At 46.9% G+C, this 16,411-nt stretch carries 28 protein-coding genes; all 28 read left to right on the top strand.

All coding sequences use genetic code 11. The annotated features are described in order from the left end of the window. Positions 1-30 precede the first annotated feature (30 nt). The 28 genes from rpsQ to KNP62_RS14330 all read left to right on the top strand — a co-directional run bounded on the left by rpsQ (position 31) and on the right by KNP62_RS14330 (position 16,065). Positions 31-291, top strand: a complete 261-nt coding sequence (gene rpsQ, locus KNP62_RS14465) for a 30S ribosomal protein S17 (RefSeq protein WP_012727668.1) — start codon at positions 31-33, stop codon at positions 289-291. A 44-nt stretch (positions 292-335) separates the two neighbouring features. Further along, positions 336-704: a 50S ribosomal protein L14 gene (gene rplN, locus KNP62_RS14460; protein ID WP_026824839.1), complete on the top strand. Its 369-nt coding sequence runs from the start codon at positions 336-338 to the stop codon at positions 702-704. Between the two features lie 36 nt (positions 705-740). Beyond that, positions 741-1,049, top strand: coding sequence for a 50S ribosomal protein L24 (gene rplX, locus KNP62_RS14455; RefSeq protein WP_074032448.1), 309 nt, complete (start codon positions 741-743; stop codon positions 1,047-1,049). 32 nt (positions 1,050-1,081) lie between these two features. After that, on the top strand, positions 1,082-1,621 hold the full coding sequence (gene rplE, locus KNP62_RS14450; RefSeq protein ID WP_012727665.1) for a 50S ribosomal protein L5: 540 nt from the start codon (positions 1,082-1,084) through the stop codon (positions 1,619-1,621). A gap of 20 nt (positions 1,622-1,641) precedes the next feature. Continuing rightward, positions 1,642-1,911, top strand: a complete 270-nt coding sequence (gene rpsN / locus KNP62_RS14445; protein WP_012727664.1) for a 30S ribosomal protein S14 — start codon at positions 1,642-1,644, stop codon at positions 1,909-1,911. A gap of 31 nt (positions 1,912-1,942) precedes the next feature. Then, on the top strand, positions 1,943-2,341 hold the full coding sequence (rpsH, locus tag KNP62_RS14440) for a 30S ribosomal protein S8 (protein WP_012727663.1): 399 nt from the start codon (positions 1,943-1,945) through the stop codon (positions 2,339-2,341). A gap of 33 nt (positions 2,342-2,374) precedes the next feature. After that, a complete protein-coding gene (gene rplF, locus KNP62_RS14435; RefSeq protein WP_012727662.1) occupies positions 2,375-2,914 on the top strand; it encodes a 50S ribosomal protein L6 in 540 nt (179 codons plus the stop codon). A gap of 34 nt (positions 2,915-2,948) precedes the next feature. Next, a complete protein-coding gene (rplR, locus tag KNP62_RS14430) occupies positions 2,949-3,311 on the top strand; it encodes a 50S ribosomal protein L18 (protein ID WP_214786173.1) in 363 nt (120 codons plus the stop codon). Positions 3,312-3,331: 20 nt separating this feature from the next. After that, positions 3,332-3,832 carry a 30S ribosomal protein S5 gene (gene rpsE / locus KNP62_RS14425; protein WP_012727660.1) on the top strand — a complete coding sequence of 167 codons (501 nt, stop codon included), beginning with the start codon at positions 3,332-3,334 and terminating at the stop codon, positions 3,830-3,832. A 15-nt stretch (positions 3,833-3,847) separates the two neighbouring features. Beyond that, a complete protein-coding gene (gene rpmD / locus KNP62_RS14420) occupies positions 3,848-4,033 on the top strand; it encodes a 50S ribosomal protein L30 (RefSeq protein ID WP_012727659.1) in 186 nt (61 codons plus the stop codon). A 31-nt stretch (positions 4,034-4,064) separates the two neighbouring features. Further along, the gene (rplO, locus tag KNP62_RS14415; RefSeq protein ID WP_012727658.1) at positions 4,065-4,505 is read left to right on the top strand and encodes a 50S ribosomal protein L15; all 441 of its coding nucleotides are present in this window, start codon (positions 4,065-4,067) and stop codon (positions 4,503-4,505) included. Next, positions 4,505-5,794: a preprotein translocase subunit SecY gene (secY, locus tag KNP62_RS14410; protein WP_214697130.1), complete on the top strand. Its 1,290-nt coding sequence runs from the start codon at positions 4,505-4,507 to the stop codon at positions 5,792-5,794. The genes rplO and secY overlap by 1 nt, the downstream gene beginning before the upstream one ends. A 79-nt stretch (positions 5,795-5,873) precedes the next feature. After that, complete coding sequence (locus tag KNP62_RS14405) at positions 5,874-6,524, top strand: adenylate kinase (protein ID WP_012727656.1); 651 nt, start codon at positions 5,874-5,876, stop codon at positions 6,522-6,524. Next, a complete protein-coding gene (map, locus tag KNP62_RS14400; RefSeq protein ID WP_214749789.1) occupies positions 6,521-7,279 on the top strand; it encodes a type I methionyl aminopeptidase in 759 nt (252 codons plus the stop codon). Before KNP62_RS14405 ends, map begins: the two co-directional genes overlap by 4 nt. Before the next feature lie 105 nt (positions 7,280-7,384). Continuing rightward, the gene (gene infA / locus KNP62_RS14395; protein ID WP_021066622.1) at positions 7,385-7,603 is read left to right on the top strand and encodes a translation initiation factor IF-1; all 219 of its coding nucleotides are present in this window, start codon (positions 7,385-7,387) and stop codon (positions 7,601-7,603) included. Between the two features lie 30 nt (positions 7,604-7,633). Further along, positions 7,634-7,747, top strand: a complete 114-nt coding sequence (rpmJ, locus tag KNP62_RS14390; protein WP_003156543.1) for a 50S ribosomal protein L36 — start codon at positions 7,634-7,636, stop codon at positions 7,745-7,747. Positions 7,748-7,766: 19 nt separating this feature from the next. Further along, complete coding sequence (rpsM, locus tag KNP62_RS14385; RefSeq protein WP_012727653.1) at positions 7,767-8,132, top strand: 30S ribosomal protein S13; 366 nt, start codon at positions 7,767-7,769, stop codon at positions 8,130-8,132. A 16-nt stretch (positions 8,133-8,148) separates the two neighbouring features. Beyond that, positions 8,149-8,544: a 30S ribosomal protein S11 gene (gene rpsK, locus KNP62_RS14380; RefSeq protein ID WP_012727652.1), complete on the top strand. Its 396-nt coding sequence runs from the start codon at positions 8,149-8,151 to the stop codon at positions 8,542-8,544. 92 nt (positions 8,545-8,636) lie between these two features. Beyond that, positions 8,637-9,581, top strand: a complete 945-nt coding sequence (locus KNP62_RS14375) for a DNA-directed RNA polymerase subunit alpha (RefSeq protein WP_012727651.1) — start codon at positions 8,637-8,639, stop codon at positions 9,579-9,581. A gap of 24 nt (positions 9,582-9,605) precedes the next feature. Then, positions 9,606-9,959: a 50S ribosomal protein L17 gene (gene rplQ / locus KNP62_RS14370; protein WP_214786171.1), complete on the top strand. Its 354-nt coding sequence runs from the start codon at positions 9,606-9,608 to the stop codon at positions 9,957-9,959. Between the two features lie 69 nt (positions 9,960-10,028). Further along, positions 10,029-10,865, top strand: a complete 837-nt coding sequence (locus KNP62_RS14365) for an energy-coupling factor transporter ATPase (RefSeq protein ID WP_074032463.1) — start codon at positions 10,029-10,031, stop codon at positions 10,863-10,865. Continuing rightward, positions 10,841-11,719: an energy-coupling factor transporter ATPase gene (locus tag KNP62_RS14360; protein WP_214786169.1), complete on the top strand. Its 879-nt coding sequence runs from the start codon at positions 10,841-10,843 to the stop codon at positions 11,717-11,719. Before KNP62_RS14365 ends, KNP62_RS14360 begins: the two co-directional genes overlap by 25 nt. Next, complete coding sequence (locus KNP62_RS14355) at positions 11,716-12,507, top strand: energy-coupling factor transporter transmembrane component T family protein (protein ID WP_214786168.1); 792 nt, start codon at positions 11,716-11,718, stop codon at positions 12,505-12,507. The genes KNP62_RS14360 and KNP62_RS14355 overlap by 4 nt, the downstream gene beginning before the upstream one ends. Beyond that, positions 12,504-13,244 carry a tRNA pseudouridine(38-40) synthase TruA gene (truA, locus tag KNP62_RS14350; RefSeq protein WP_214786166.1) on the top strand — a complete coding sequence of 247 codons (741 nt, stop codon included), beginning with the start codon at positions 12,504-12,506 and terminating at the stop codon, positions 13,242-13,244. The genes KNP62_RS14355 and truA overlap by 4 nt, the downstream gene beginning before the upstream one ends. Positions 13,245-13,387: 143 nt before the next feature. Then, positions 13,388-13,825: a 50S ribosomal protein L13 gene (gene rplM, locus KNP62_RS14345; RefSeq protein WP_026824852.1), complete on the top strand. Its 438-nt coding sequence runs from the start codon at positions 13,388-13,390 to the stop codon at positions 13,823-13,825. Between the two features lie 25 nt (positions 13,826-13,850). After that, entirely contained in the window at positions 13,851-14,243 is a 393-nt protein-coding gene (rpsI, locus tag KNP62_RS14340) for a 30S ribosomal protein S9 (RefSeq protein WP_012727644.1), read from the top strand. Between the two features lie 134 nt (positions 14,244-14,377). Next, on the top strand, positions 14,378-15,409 hold the full coding sequence (locus KNP62_RS14335; RefSeq protein ID WP_074032486.1) for a P-loop NTPase: 1,032 nt from the start codon (positions 14,378-14,380) through the stop codon (positions 15,407-15,409). Between the two features lie 11 nt (positions 15,410-15,420). After that, a complete protein-coding gene (locus KNP62_RS14330) occupies positions 15,421-16,065 on the top strand; it encodes a KinB-signaling pathway activation protein (protein WP_214786164.1) in 645 nt (214 codons plus the stop codon). Positions 16,066-16,411: the final 346 nt, after the last annotated feature.

Here is a 16,411-nt window from a genome sequence, read left to right as displayed (position 1 = left end):
ACATCGGATTCTTGAGAGGAGGTAACACTCATGGAACGCAACAACCGTAAAGTGTTCACTGGTCGCGTCGTGTCTGACAAAATGGACAAAACGATCGTCGTCGCAGTAGAAACAAAGGTTCGTCATAAACTTTATGGCAAACGTGTAAACTACACGAAGAAATATAAAGCACACGATGAGAACAACGTCGCTAAAGTGGGCGATATCGTTCGCATCGCGGAAACACGTCCTCTTTCTAAAGACAAACGTTTCCGTCTTGTAACAGTAGTAGAAGAATCAGTAATCATCTAATAACAGTTCGGATTTATTAAACATCCGGAGGGAGGTACACTCGCATGATTCAACAAGAATCTCGCTTGAAAGTAGCAGACAACTCTGGCGCGCGTGAACTGTTGACAATTAAAGTCCTCGGTGGTTCTGGTCGTAAGACTGCAAACATCGGTGACGTTATCGTCGCTACGGTAAAACAAGCAACACCAGGTGGCGTTGTTAAAAAAGGTGACGTTGTCAGAGCAGTTGTCGTTCGTACAAAACGCGGCGCTCGTCGTAAAGATGGTTCGTACATCCGTTTCGATGAGAACGCAGCAGTCATTATCAAAGATGACAAGAGCCCACGCGGCACACGGATCTTCGGGCCAGTTGCACGTGAACTTCGTGAAAAAGAATTCATGAAGATCGTTTCGTTGGCACCGGAAGTACTTTAATTTCCAATTTCAATCCTATAAGGAGGTGCGCAAACGATGCATGTTAAAAAAGGCGATACAGTCCAGGTAATGTCTGGTAAAGATAAAGGCAAGCAAGGGGTTATCCTCAAAGCTATGCCAAGCAAAAACCGCGTAGTGGTTGAAGGCGTAAACGTGATGAAAAAACACTCAAAACCTTCACAAGCGAATCCACAAGGCGGGATCCTTGAGATCGAAGCACCAATTCACGTCTCGAACGTAATGCCACTCGACCCTAAAACTGGCAAACCAACTCGTGTTGGTTTCAAAGTAGTCGATGGTAAAAAAGTTCGTGTCGCGAAATCGGGCGAATCACTCGATAAATAAGAAGAACGTGACGAAAGGAGGTCCATTCGACTATGAACCGTTTGCAAGAGAAGTATAAAAGCGACATCGTGAAAGCGATGATGGATAAATTCAACTATGACTCGGTCATGCAAGTACCGAAAATCGAAAAGATCGTCATCAACATGGGTGTAGGTGATGCTGTTTCGAACTCGAAAGCACTTGACATGGCAGTTGAAGAATTAACAATTCTTTCAGGTCAAAAACCACTCGTAACGAAAGCGAAGAAATCAATCGCTGGTTTCAAGCTTCGTGAAGGTATGCCAATCGGTGCGAAGGTTACACTTCGTGGCGAGCGTATGTACGATTTCCTCGACAAATTGGTAACTGTTTCACTTCCACGTGTACGTGACTTCCGCGGTGTATCGAAGAAAGCATTCGACGGACGCGGTAACTACACGCTTGGCGTGAAAGAGCAACTTATTTTCCCTGAGATCGATTACGATAAAGTATCTAAAGTACGCGGTATGGACATCGTTGTTGTTACAACAGCAAACACAGACGAAGAAGCACGTGAATTGCTCACACTTCTCGGTATGCCATTCCAAAAATAATCTAGAGGGAGGTCGACAACATGGCTAAAAAGTCAATGGTGAATCGCGAACTTAAACGCGAGAAACTCGTTGCCCAGTACGCTGAAAAGCGTGCGAAGTTGAAAGCTGAAGGCGATTATATCGGACTCAGCAAATTGCCACGTAACTCGTCACCTGTACGCTTGCACAACCGTTGCAGCATCACAGGTCGTCCGCATGGTTACATGGGTAAATTCGGGATCAGCCGTATCAAGTTCCGTGATCTTGCATACAAAGGTCAAATCCCTGGTGTTAAAAAAGCAAGCTGGTAATCCACTAACAGTGTGAAAGGAGGTACATCGCATGGTAATGACAGACCCTATTGCAGATATGCTTACACGTATCCGTAACGCTAACATGGTTCGCCATGAAAAAATGGAGCTTCCAGCTTCGAACATTAAACGTGAGATCGCTGAAATCCTTAAGCGTGAAGGTTTCATTCGCGATGTTGAATATATCGAGGACGCTAAACAAGGTACACTTCGTCTTTTCCTTAAATATGGAGCAAGCAACGAACGTGTAATCACTGGTCTCAAACGTATTTCGAAACCAGGTCTTCGCGTATACGCAAAAGCTGATGAAGTGCCTAAAGTACTCGGAGGACTCGGAATCGCAGTTCTTTCGACATCTAAAGGTCTTATGACTGATAAAGAAGCTCGCCAACAACAAGTCGGCGGCGAAGTGATCGCCTACATCTGGTAAGTCACTTTTCTAACAAGAACGGAGGTGTAATCAATGTCACGTATTGGTAAAAAACCAGTTACGATTCCTGCTGGCGTTACTGTAACAGTTGCTAATGACAACACGGTCACAGTAAAAGGTGCTAAAGGTGAACTTTCGCTTTCAGCTAACCCGGCATTGGAAATCAAAGTTGAAGAGAACGAATTGACGGTTGTTCGTCCAGACGAATCGAAAGAAAGCCGTACAATTCACGGTACGACACGTGCCCTTATTGCCAACATGGTACAAGGTGTGTCGAACGGATTCCAAAAAACACTTGAGATCTCGGGGGTTGGTTACCGTGCTACGAAGCAAGGTAACAAACTCGTCCTCAACCTCGGCTACTCGCACCCAATCGAGTACGTTGCTGAGGAAGGTATCGAAATCGAAGTTCCTTCAAACACGCAAATCATCGTAAAAGGGATTAACAAAGAGCGCGTCGGTCACGTTGCTGCTCAAATCCGCTCGTACCGTGCTCCAGAACCTTACAAAGGTAAAGGTGTTCGTTACTCTGATGAACGTATTCGCCGTAAAGAAGGTAAGACTGGTAAGTAATTCGTCACGAAATGAACGGAAAGGAGTGGCATAAATGATCACAAAGGCAGATAAAAATGCAGTTCGTAAAAAACGTCATGCTCGCGTACGTCGTACGATCTCGGGGACAGCAGCTCGTCCACGTTTGAACGTATTCCGTTCGAGCAAGCACATTTACGTTCAACTTATCGATGACGCGTCACAAACAACGCTTGTGTCTGCATCTTCGAAAGATAAAGCTCTCGATCTTACAAATGGCGGTAACGTTGAAGCAGCGAAAGCTGTTGGTAAACTTGCTGCAGAACGTGCACTCGAGAAAGGTATCGACACAGTTGTGTTCGACCGTGGTGGATACCTCTATCATGGCCGCGTCAAAGCTGTTGCAGAAGCAGCTCGTGAAGCAGGTCTTAAATTCTAATAAAAAGGAGGGGACACTCGATGCGCCAGTTAGACGTTAACATGGAACAACTTGAAGAACGCGTTGTTACCGTAAACCGCGTCGCGAAAGTCGTAAAAGGTGGCCGCCGCTTCCGTTTTGCTGCTCTCGTAGTCGTAGGTGACAAAAATGGTCACGTCGGTTTCGGTACAGGTAAGGCACAAGAGGTGCCAGAAGCGATTCGCAAGGCTATTGAAGCCGCTAAGAAAAACATGGTACAAGTACCTATGGTTGGTACAACAATTCCACACGAAATCACAGGAGTATTTGGAGCAGGTCGTGTATTCATGAAACCAGCTTCTGAAGGTACTGGGGTTATCGCTGGTGGTCCAGTTCGTGCGGTGCTCGAACTTGCAGGTGTAGGTGACATCCTTTCGAAATCGTTAGGTTCAAACACACCAATCAACATCGTCCGTGCGACGGTACAGGGCTTGACTGAGCTCAAAAAAGCAGAGGAAGTTGCTAAACTACGTGGTAAAAGCGTAGAAGAACTTCTTAACTAAGGGAGGGAACTAGACATGGCGAAACTCGCAATCACCCTCACACGCAGCACAATTGGTCGTCCGGAAGGTCAGCGTGTTACTGTACGTACACTCGGTCTTCGCAAAATGCATCAAACGGTCGTTGTCCCAGACAACGTCGCGATGCGCGGTATGATCAATAAAGTGTCGCACCTTGTGACTGTAAAAGAAATCAACGAATAATAAAGATTTTAATAAATAAGGAGGTGCCACTATGAAACTCCATGAATTGAAGCCAACTCCAGGTTCACGTCACGAACGTAACCGTGTCGGTCGCGGTATGGCGACTGGTAACGGTAAAACTTCTGGCCGTGGACACAAAGGTCAAAAAGCTCGTTCGGGCGGTGGCGTTCGTCCAGGATTCGAAGGTGGACAAAACCCACTTTACCGTCGTCTTCCAAAACGCGGTTTCAACAACCCAACTCGTAAAGAGTACGCGGTTGTTTCCCTAGACACGCTTAACCGTTTCGAAGCAGGTACTGAAGTTACTCCAGAACTCTTAATCGAGACTGGTGTAGTCAGCTCTGCTAAAGACGGAATCAAGGTCCTTGCTAACGGCAAGCTTGAAACTAAATTGACTGTAAAAGCCAACAAGTTCTCGGGTGCAGCGAAAGAAGCAATCGAAGCAGCTGGCGGTACAGTTGAGGTGATCTGATGTTTCAGACGATCTCCAATATGTGGCGCGTGAAAGATATTCGACAGCGTATTCTCTTCACACTCGCAATCATCATCATTTTCCGCATCGGGGCTCATATCCCGGTGCCGATGGTGAATACGGATGTGTTGCGTTTTGACTCAGGAGGTCTTCTTGATTTCTTGAACTTGTTTGGAGGAAATGCTTTACAGAACTTCTCCTTGTTCGCAATGGGGATCATGCCGTACATTACGGCATCGATCGTTGTGCAACTTTTACAAATGGACGTCGTTCCAAAGTTTGCCGAATGGGCAAAACAAGGAGAGGCGGGCCGTAAAAAGTTAGCGACGGTCACGCGCTATGGGACGATCATCTTAGGCTTTGTCCAAGCGACTTCGTTGTCGTTTGGATTTAACCGCCTCTACCCAGGTCTCGTCAATGAAACATGGGGAACGGCAACTTACTTTGTGATCGCGATTGTACTCACTGCGGGTACAGCGTTCTTGATGTTCCTTGGTGAGATGACAACGGAGAAAGGTGTTGGGAATGGTATTTCCATCATTATCTTCGCTGGTATCGTCGCTGGGTTCCCAAGAATCTTTACGCAGATTTATGAAACAAAACTCCAAAACGCTGGAGATGCATTGTTCATTAACATCGTTTACTTGGTTGTATTGGCCCTTGTCATTTTGGCTGTGACGGTTGGGATCATTTATGTTCAACAAGCGGCACGCAAAATTCCAATCCAATATGCAAAACGCACGGCAAACCGTACCCCAGTGGGCGGTCAGTCGACGCACTTGCCAATCAAACTAAACGCTGCAGGTGTTATCCCGGTTATCTTCGCGATTTCCTTCATGGTAACACCACCAACTGTTGCAAGCTTCATTGCTTCTCCAGAGACAACGCAAAAATTACAGACGTACTTTGACACGACGGCGCCAATCGGGATGTCGATTTACGTTGCGTTAATCATTGCGTTCTCTTACTTCTATACATTTGTTCAGGTCAACCCGGAGCAGATGGCAGAAAACCTGCAGAAGCAAGGTGGTTATATTCCTGGGATTCGTCCTGGGGCGCAAACAGAACAGTACATCACGAAGTTGCTGTATCGATTGACTTTCTTCGGAGCGATTTTCTTATCGCTCGTGGCGATCATGCCGACAATCTTCATTAAGCTTGCCGGTCTTCCAACTTCCGTTCAAATCGGAGGAACGAGCTTATTGATCGTCATCGGGGTAGCCCTCGAAACGATGAAACAAATCGAGAGTCAACTTGTAAAACGACACTACAAAGGCTTTATCCGTTAAAGCGGAAGGAAGGGTTGACCCTTCCTTCCTGTCGTGTTTACAAGCCCTTCGTGAAAATCAAAACTGGAGGCTAACCGAGATGAATCTAGTACTCATGGGCTTACCGGGTGCTGGGAAAGGGACTCAAGCTGCTAAAATCGTAGAAGAGTACCAAATCCCTCACATTTCGACAGGCGACATGTTTCGTGCGGCAATCAAAGGCGGAACGCCACTCGGTAAAGAAGCCAAGTCTTTCATGGATAAAGGCGAACTCGTACCGGATGAGGTAACAATCGGAATCGTACGCGAACGTCTTAGCCAAGATGACACTGAAAAAGGTTTCTTACTTGATGGATTCCCGCGTACTGTTGCTCAAGCAGAGGCACTCGAAAGTTTGCTTAAAGATTTGGGGAAACAGATTGACCACGTCGTCAACATCGATGTGGATGCGGAAATTCTCGTTCCACGTTTGACAGGTCGTTGGATCTGCCCAACATGTGGTGCGACATATCACGTGATCTTCAACCCACCAAAAGTGGAAGGCATCTGTGATGTGGATGGGTCGGCTCTCATGCAACGTGAAGACGATAAAGAGGAAACGGTTCGCCGTCGCCTTGACGTCAACATCGAGCAATCGAAACCACTCATTGACTTTTACGCTGAAAAAGGGTATCTTCGTACATTGGATGGAGATCGTCCAATCGATGTCGTATATGCCGATGTCAAAGCATTACTCGGTGATACTGAATGATCATCACGAAGACGCCTCGTGAAATTGCGATTATGCGTGAGGCTGGGCAAATTGTTGCTCGAACGCACCAGGTGCTCAAACAGCACATAAAACCAGGAATCACGACGCTTGAGCTCGACCAGATTGCGGAAGATTACATTCGCAGCCAAGGTGCGACGCCATCGTTTAAAGGCTATAACGGTTTTACCGGTAGTGTTTGCGCTTCGGTGAATGAAGAGCTTGTTCATGGCATTCCAGGAAAACGGGTATTGAACGATGGAGATATTATCTCAATCGACATCGGTGCCTACTATAATGGATACCATGGAGATTCCGCTTGGACTTATCCAGTGGGAACAATCTCAGAAGAGACACAGCGGCTACTTGACGTAACCGAAGAAAGTCTGTATAAAGGATTGGAGCACGCCAAGGCTGGAGGGCGATTGACAGATATTTCACATGCGATTCAAGCATATGTTGAATCACACGATTTTTCTGTCGTCCGCGAATACGTCGGTCATGGTGTTGGACAAAATTTGCATGAAGAACCGCAAATTCCACACTATGGTCCACCGGGGAAAGGGCCGCGCCTGAAGACTGGGATGACGTTAGCTATTGAACCAATGGTTAATGCTGGTCAACGCTATGTTCGAACACTGGCTGATAACTGGACAGTTGTCACAGTGGACGGTAGCATGTGCGCCCACTTTGAGCACACCATCGCCATCACAGACGATGGATACGAGATTTTAACGAAACTCGATTCCGGTGAATGAGGCTCTATTGTTTCATACTGATCCATTCTGGATCCTTCTCTCACAGTAGATGGCAATAGATCGTCTGTGCTCCTAAAGATCTTCATATAGAAAGGGGAATAAATGATGGCGAAACAAGATGTCATTGAAGTGGAAGGCACTGTTGTCGAACCACTTCCGAACGCAATGTTTAAAGTGGAGTTAGAAAACGGCCACACGGTGCTCGCGCACGTCTCAGGGAAAATTCGGATGCACTACATTCGGATCCTTCCAGGTGACCGCGTAACTGTTGAGTTGTCTCCATACGACTTGACTCGCGGGCGGATTACGTACCGTTATAAGTAACTCCGATTTTTCCAGGAGGAGGGTATACTCATGAAAGTAAGACCGTCGGTAAAACCGATTTGCGAAAAATGTAAAGTTATTCGCCGTAAGGGTAAAGTAATGGTAATTTGCGAAAACCCGAAACACAAACAAAAACAAGGTTAATTTCAGAGGAGGTGCACACATGGCACGTATTGCTGGTGTAGATATTCCACGCGAAAAACGTATCGTTATTTCGCTCACATACATCTATGGTATTGGTAAAACAAAAGCACAAGAAATTTTGAAGGCTGCTAACGTTTCTGAAGAGACACGCACACGCGACCTTACTGAAGATGAACTCAACCGTATCCGTGAAGCAATTGACGGAATCAAAGTTGAAGGTGACCTTCGTCGTGAAGTTTCACTTAACATCAAACGTTTGATCGAGATCGGCGCATACCGCGGTATCCGTCATCGCCGTAGTCTCCCTGTTCGCGGTCAAAACACGAAGAACAACTCGCGTACTCGTAAAGGCCCACGCCGTACAGTAGCGAACAAGAAGAAGTAAAGGAGGGAATTGAACAATGGCGAAACGTAAGCAAAACGTACGTTCTAAACGTAAAGTTAAAAAACATGTTGAAGTCGGTGTGGTACACATCCGTTCTACATTCAACAACACAATCATTACAATCACTGACACGCAAGGTAACGCGATCTCATGGGCTACTTCTGGTAACCTTGGATTTAAAGGATCACGTAAATCGACTCCGTTCGCAGCACAAATGGCTGCTGAAACTGCAGCGAAAGTTGCAATGGACAACGGTATGCGTACAGTAGAAGTTAACGTTAAAGGTCCTGGTGCTGGACGTGAAGCGGCTATCCGTGCGCTCCAAGCTACTGGTCTCGAAGTTACTGCAATCCGTGACGTAACTCCAGTTCCGCACAACGGTTGCCGCCCTCCGAAACGTCGCCGCGTATAATCGCTTGAACGTGTGAGGGGTTTACCTAGCACGACAGCTTATACTTTAGCAGTTCAAACTGCACGGCAGGATATACTCAAGGAGGGGTTCAGATGATCGAGATTGAAAAACCAAAGATCGAAACGGTCGAAATCAGCGAGGACGCTACGTTTGGTAAATTCGTAGTAGAACCGCTTGAACGTGGATATGGCACTACTCTCGGTAACTCACTACGTCGAATTCTATTGTCATCGCTCCCAGGTGCAGCGGTAACAGCGGTTCAAATCGATGGCGTGCTTCACGAGTTCTCTACGATTGACGGTGTCGTCGAAGACGTTACTCAAATCGTACTAAACCTCAAGAAGTTAGCACTCAAAGTGTACTCTGAAGAAGAGAAAACGCTTGAGATTAACGTTTCAAGTGCCGGTGCTGTCACTGCGGCAGACATTACCCATGATAGCGACGTTGAAATCTTGAATCCTGAGCTCCACATCGCGACTCTCGCTGACAATGCGACGCTTCGCATGCGTTTGACTGCTCGCCGTGGTCGTGGTTACGTCCAGGCAGAAGATAACAAACGTGATGATATGCCGATTGGGGTCATTCCAATCGATTCGATCTATACACCGATTCAACGCGTGAACTACGAAGTAGATAAAACACGTGTCGGTCAAGACGCTAGCTTCGATAAGCTTTTATTAGACGTGTGGACAGATGGTTCAATTCGTCCGGAAGAAGCTGTATCATTAGGAGCAAAAATTTTGACTGAACACTTGAACATCTTCGTTGGTTTGACAGATGAGGCTCTCAACGCAGAAATCATGGTCGAGAAAGAAGAAGACCAAAAAGAAAAAGTACTCGAAATGACGATTGAAGAACTCGATCTCTCAGTTCGTTCGTACAACTGCTTGAAGCGCGCTGGCATCAACACTGTTCAAGAACTCGCAAACAAATCAGAGGAAGAGATGATGAAAGTTCGTAACCTCGGACGTAAATCACTCGAAGAAGTTCAACACAAGTTGGACGAACTCGGTTTGGGCTTGCGTAAAGAAGACTAAGTTCAACCGAAGGAGGGAAATGTAATGGCTTATTCGAAACTTGGCCGTACAAGCTCGCAACGCAAGGCGCTTTTGCGTGATCTTGCAACTGACCTAATCATCAACGAGCGCATTCAAACAACTGAACAAAAAGCGAAAGAACTTCGCCCAGTCGTTGAAAAATTGATCACTCTTGGGAAACGTGGCGATCTTCATGCCCGTCGTCAAGTAGCTTCATTCGTTCGTAAGGAGAACGCTGGAGAAAAAAACGCAATCCAAAAATTGTTCGAAGACGTGGCTCCACGCTACGCTGAACGTCAAGGTGGATACACGCGCATCATGAAAGTCGGCCCACGCCGCGGTGATGGTGCAGAAGTTGTAATCATCGAACTCGTCTAATTCATTAGGCAGTCAACAGGGCATGCGGTGACGTATTGCCCTGTTTCCACATCAGAAAGGAGTCGACCTATGGAATCGCAAATTATGGTACGGGACGTCGTATTTCATTACCCTGGACAGTCTGAGCCGGCACTTAACGGCCTGTCGCTCGATGTATATAAAGGGGAATGGCTTGCGATTGTCGGCCATAATGGTTCTGGTAAGTCGACACTGACGAAGTTGTGGAACGGACTTCTTATTCCTGAACAGGGGGAAGTCCGCGTCGAGACACTCGATCCATCGAACGCCGCAGACGTGTGGGACGTTCGAACGCGGATCGGGGTCGTCTTTCAAAATCCCGACAATCAATTTGTCGGGGCGACCGTGCGCGATGATGTGGCATTTTCTCTCGAAAACATGGGACTTCCACGTCAAGAAATGGTTCGTCGAATTGATGACAGTCTAGCGCGCGTTGGATTATCGGAACTAGCGGACCGTGAACCGCATCAGTTATCCGGTGGACAAAAGCAGCGCGTTGCGATAGCTGCGGCTCTCGCAATGCGCCCGCGTGTCCTCGTGCTCGATGAAGCGACCTCGATGCTCGACCCAATTGGGCGACAAGAGGTATTACAAACGGTACGACAGCTCGTCTCAGAAGGGATGACCGTTGTCGCCATTACACACGAGCTCGACGAAGTGTTGTTTGCCGACCGTATCATTGCATTATCGAAAGGTAAGATTGCGATGACCGGTACACCTGAGGACGTGTTTCAACATCCCGATCAGCTTCGTGACATTCAATTGGATGTCCCGTTCATTGTCAGGATGCAACTCGAACTGAAGGCACGTGGCATTCCACTCGATCGTCTGATGCTACAACATTCGGAGTTGGTGAACCATCTATGCCGATACGCATTGAAGAAGTAACATATCAATATCAAATGAATACTCCGTTTGAACGAACCGCGCTGCGCGATGTGAATGTAACCATTCCGTCGGGAGCGCTTGTTGCGTTTCTTGGGCATACAGGCTCGGGGAAATCAACGCTCGTTCAACATATGAATGGGTTATTACGACCGACAGACGGACGTGTCGTGGTCGATGACATCACAGTCACACCGATTCGAACGCGTCGTGATAAAAAACAAAATCTCTTGCCGCTTCGGCGTCGCGTTGGGCTCGTCTTTCAATATCCTGAGCACCAATTGTTTGAAGAGACGGTCGAACGCGACGTCATGTTCGGTCCGCGCAACTTTGGCGCGACAGATGCCGAAGCAAAAGAGCGTGCCCATGAGGCACTTCGTCTCGTCGGTTTAGATGAATCACTATGGGACCGTTCTCCATTCGACCTTTCCGGGGGGCAAATGCGTCGCGTCGCAATTGCGGGCGTCTTAGCGAGCCGCCCCGACGTCCTCATCGTCGACGAACCGACAGCGGGTCTCGATCCGATTGGCAGACGAGATATGCTGGCATTATTTAAACGATTACGAGAAGAGCTGAATCTAACGCTGATTCTTGTTTCTCACGATATGGATGACGTGCTCACTTACGCGGAACGCGTCGTCGTGATGGAGCGTGGACAGGTAGCGTTCGATGGCGATCCGTTTGAGTTGTTTCAGGATGAAGCTCTCGTACGTCGTCTCCAGCTCGACATCCCACACGTTCTCCGATTCGCCCGTGATCTAGCGCCTGTTTTTGGGGGAACGGTCACTCCACTCGTACGAACGGAGGCCGAATTAGCGGATTGGATCGCAGAGCACTTGAGAGGGGGAGCCGTATGATTATTGGTCAATATATACCGGGTCATTCCTGGCTCCATTCACTCGATGCACGTGCGAAGACACTCTTTATTTTAGGATTTATCCCGGTCGTGTTTTTAGCGGATAACTTATGGACGAACTTGTTTCTATTAGCGTTCACGTTATTTGCGGTGAAACTATCACAACTATCGTGGCGTTATTTGTGGAATGGATTACGCATGATTCTCTTCTTAATCGTCTTCACGTTGATCTTGCAGTTATTATTTAATCGGGATGGAGCACTCCTCTTTGAATTTGGACCGATTGCCATTTACTCAGAAGGGATTCGGATGGGACTGATCGTTTCGCTCCGCTTCTTCTATCTCGTCATGTTGACGACTCTCGTCACGTTGACGACGACACCAATGGAGTTGACCGACTCGATTGAAGCAGGTCTCCGACCATTTGAGCGGATTCGTGTACCGGCACATGAGATTGCCTTGATGTTATCCATCTCACTTCGCTTCTTACCTACCCTTGCAGATGAGACAGATCGAATCATGAAAGCCCAGCAAGCTCGAGGGGTTGATTTGATGAGCGGTCCATGGAAGTCTCGTTTAAAAGGAGTTATCCCCTTATTGATTCCATTGTTCATCTCGGCGTTTAAGCGCGCTGAGGACCTCGCTACGGCGATGGAGGCACGTGGGTATCGTGGGGGTGAAGGACGGACAAGGTTGCGTGAGATGGAGTGGCAGACACGTGATACAGCAGTATTGCTGATCTTTGTCGCGTTAACACTCGTATTGTTTGGATTGAGAGGGATTGGATGAGACGAATTAAACTGACAATTGCCTATGACGGGACACACTACGCGGGATATCAAGTACAGCCAAATGGAAATACGATTCAAGCGGAGATCGAGGCAGTTCTCACACGAATGCATCGCCATCCCGTCAAAATTGTCGCCTCAGGTCGTACAGACGCTCGTGTCCATGCCTTAGGACAAGTGATTCATTTTGACACTTCGTTACAGATGCCGGCGGAGCGGTTTGTCAAAGCGTTGAACGCGATGTTGCCGGACGACATCCTCGTCAAACAAGCAGAAGAAGCGGATGCTGGGTTCCATGCTCGATATGGGGCGAAGCGAAAAGAGTATCGCTATCATATCCGTAAGACCGAGGATCCATTCAGAAGGCACTATGTTGCCACGGTGACGTATGACCTTAGCCTTGATCGAATGCGTGAGGCGATGGAGCGGCTAGTCGGCACCCACGACTTTACATCGTTCTCTGTGACAAAGGCGGAAGTCGAGGACCGCGTCCGTACCATCTTTGAAGCAGAAGTGCTCGAAATAGGGGATGAGATCGTATTCCGTTTCGTCGGTTCTGGTTTCTTATATAATCAAGTACGTATCATGGTAGGGACGGTCATTGAGGTAGGGAGAGGCAAGTATGAGCCGGCTGACATCACCGAAATGCTGGAAGCGAAAGACCGCCGTATGGCGGGGATTACCGCGCCCCCACACGGTTTGTATTTATGGAATGTGAATTATGAAAAAGTAGATTGACATTCCCTCTATAAAATCGTATTATATTCATTGGCATTTCATTTTCACATTTAGAGATGAACCACAATCTTAGCCCCGTAAACTAGGATTATGATAAAGCATCAAAAAAATTAAGTGAACAGACATTTTAGGAGGTATTCCACATGCGCACAACATTCATGGCTAAAGCATCTGAAGTAGAACGCAAATGGCTCCTTATCGACGCAGAAGGCAAAACACTCGGTCGTTTGACTAGTGAAGTAGCATCACTTCTTCGCGGTAAGCACAAGCCGACTTTCACACCACACGTTGATTGCGGAGACCACGTCATCATCATCAACGCTGAGAAAATCAAATTGACTGGTAACAAATTGAATGACAAGATCTACTACCGTCATTCAGGTCATCCAGGCGGTTTGAAATCACAAACTGCAAAAGAGCTTCTCGCAAAACGTCCAGAGCGTATGCTTGAACTCGCGATCAAAGGGATGCTTCCAAAAGGATCACTCGGTCGTCAACAATTCAACAAACTCCACGTTTACGCTGGAACTGAACACAAGCATGAAGCACAAAAACCAGAAGTTTACGAACTTCGCGGTTAATCGAGACACAGGGAGGAACTAAACGATGGCAGATGTACGTTACTACGGAACAGGCCGCCGCAAACACTCGGTGGCTCGCGTTCACCTCGTTGCAGGTGACGGTAAAGTTGTTGTAAATGGCCGCGATATCTCAGAATACTTCGGTCATGAGACTTTAATCATGATGGCTAAATCACCACTCGTATTGACTGAAACAGAAGGTAAATACGATGTAATCGTTAACGTTAACGGTGGTGGATACACTGGACAAGCTGGAGCGATTCGCCACGGCGTATCACGTGCGCTTCTTCAAGCGGACCCAGAATTCCGTCCAAGCCTCAAAGAAAAAGGCTTCTTAACTCGTGACGCTCGTATGAAAGAACGTAAAAAATACGGTCTTAAAGCAGCACGTCGCGCACCACAATTCTCGAAGCGTTAATCTTCGCGAAGTGGTTCGAACTCTCCATCCTTTCGGGTGGAGAGTTTTTTGTTTGAATTAGTCGATTCCAAAGCCGTCAAGAAAACGCTTTTTTTGATATACTGATATCGAAACAGTTATAAGGGGGAAGCGATATGCTTACAGTAGAGCAAGTACGCGAGGAATTGGCGGGGCTCGTTGATCCAACGATCAACCGAACGCTTGGAGATACAGCGGGAGTCAAAGACATCCGCATTAAAGAAGATTACGTCAGTGTGAAAGTGGCACTCGGACAAACAGGGAGCGGGGAACAGCTTCAGTTACAACAAGAGATCGTCACATTGCTCAAGGGGAAAGGCTTTAAGACGGTCGGGCTTCGCTTTGAAGCATTGAACGATGAAAGTTTGAAGGAGGCAACAAAGCCAGCAATCCTTCGCGAGAATTCAGGAACGACATTTATCGCTATCGCTTCAGGTAAAGGTGGCGTAGGGAAGTCGACAGTATCCGTCAACTTAGCGGTTGCGCTTGCACGTGCTGGGAAGAAAGTTGGATTGATCGACGCGGACATTTACGGTTTCAGTGTCCCAGATATGCTCGGAATCGAAGAACGTCCAGTCGTTCGTGGAGAAAAAATCATTCCAGTTGAGCGATTTGGTGTAAAAGTCATCTCGATGGGCTTCTTTGTTGAAGATAATGCACCTGTTATCTGGCGCGGACCGATGCTCGGGAAGATGCTCAACAACTTCTTTAATGATGTGGAGTGGGGAGACCTTGACTATCTATTGCTCGACTTACCACCAGGAACAGGAGATGTCGCGCTCGATATCCACTCTATGCTCCCATCATGTCAAGAGTTGATTGTGACGACACCTCATGCTACAGCTGCCTTCGTTGCTGCCCGTGCAGGAGCAATGGCGATTAAAACGAACCATAAAGTGTTAGGCATCATTGAGAACATGGCTTACTTCGAAAGTAAGGTCACAGGCGAGAAAGAATATGTATTTGGGTATGGTGGTGGAGAAAAACTCTCAGAAGCACTGAAGAGTAAACTCCTCGCTCAAATTCCACTCGGTCAACCGTATGACAACGAAGAAGACTTTGCACCATCTGTGTATCGTGATGGGCATCCGTTTGAGCATACGTATGATGAGTTGGCGCAAGCAGTCATTCAACAAATAGAAGGGTGAATCGGTGAGAGATGAAAGTACAAGGTTTTTTACGTTTGTTTTGGACAACGCTCGTTTTTGGGACGTTGTTTGGGTTCCTGATGAATTTATTGGCGAACCCGGGTTATTTGGTCAGTCAGTCCTGGGAGGCAATTGTCACGGCGCTTAGTTACTCGAGTACATGGACCGGGATCAGCATGATGGGCTTCTTCGCCTATTTAATCATCCACCGAGTCGGTCTCGACTTGTTTAGAGGACCACGTCTATGGAATCGTGTTCAAGTATTGCTGATTGCTTTTGCAATCTTTGATGCCGTTTATTTACGAATGCTCGCATTTGGGAACGATCATATGTGGCGTTATATCGGTGAGATGGCTGTGCTATTAATTGTCGCTTGGGTAGTTGCTGCAAGTAAGGCGAAACAAACGAATATGAGTGCTTTCATTCCGACACTCTTCTTGATGACGGTGATTACGTTAATCGAATGGATTCCAGCGCTTCAAACAACTGATGAAATCCCATTACTTTGGCCAGCACTCGCGACACTCGTGTTTGCGAACGCCTATCAAGTATTGATGCTTCATCGTTTCCAACAGACTGGACAAGTGGCAGAGCCGACTTCACCAGAAACAGCAAAGAAGAAAACAAAAAAGCAGATGTCTTCTAAGTCATCTTAACGATCGAGCGGTCGTGGATTACTCCTTGTCAGGGGTTGATCCACGACTGTTTTTTTCTTTTAGTGATGTTAATAGAAAAAAATAAAGTTTTTTTAGAAAAATAGTTGACGGTTTTGTAGGATGCTGATATATTAATAAACGTCGCTGATGTTGTTCACGAAACGATAATCAGGAAGCGAAAAAAATAATAAAAAGTAGTTGACTTTCACAAGTCAAATCGCTATTATTAAAAAGTCGCTAACACGACAACGATTGGTCTTTGAAAACTGAACGATGAGGCAAAAATAAGTTTTACAATTTTTGAATGAAGCGCAAGCTTCGTCAATTTAAGAGCTATATCAAATTC

Origin of the sequence: Exiguobacterium sp. s183, assembly GCF_018617655.1 — a bacterium.
GTDB lineage: Bacteria > Bacillota > Bacilli > Exiguobacteriales > Exiguobacteriaceae > Exiguobacterium > Exiguobacterium aestuarii_A.
The sequence above is the reverse complement of the archived record's forward strand: the minus strand, read 5'-3'. Positions and strand labels throughout refer to the sequence as shown.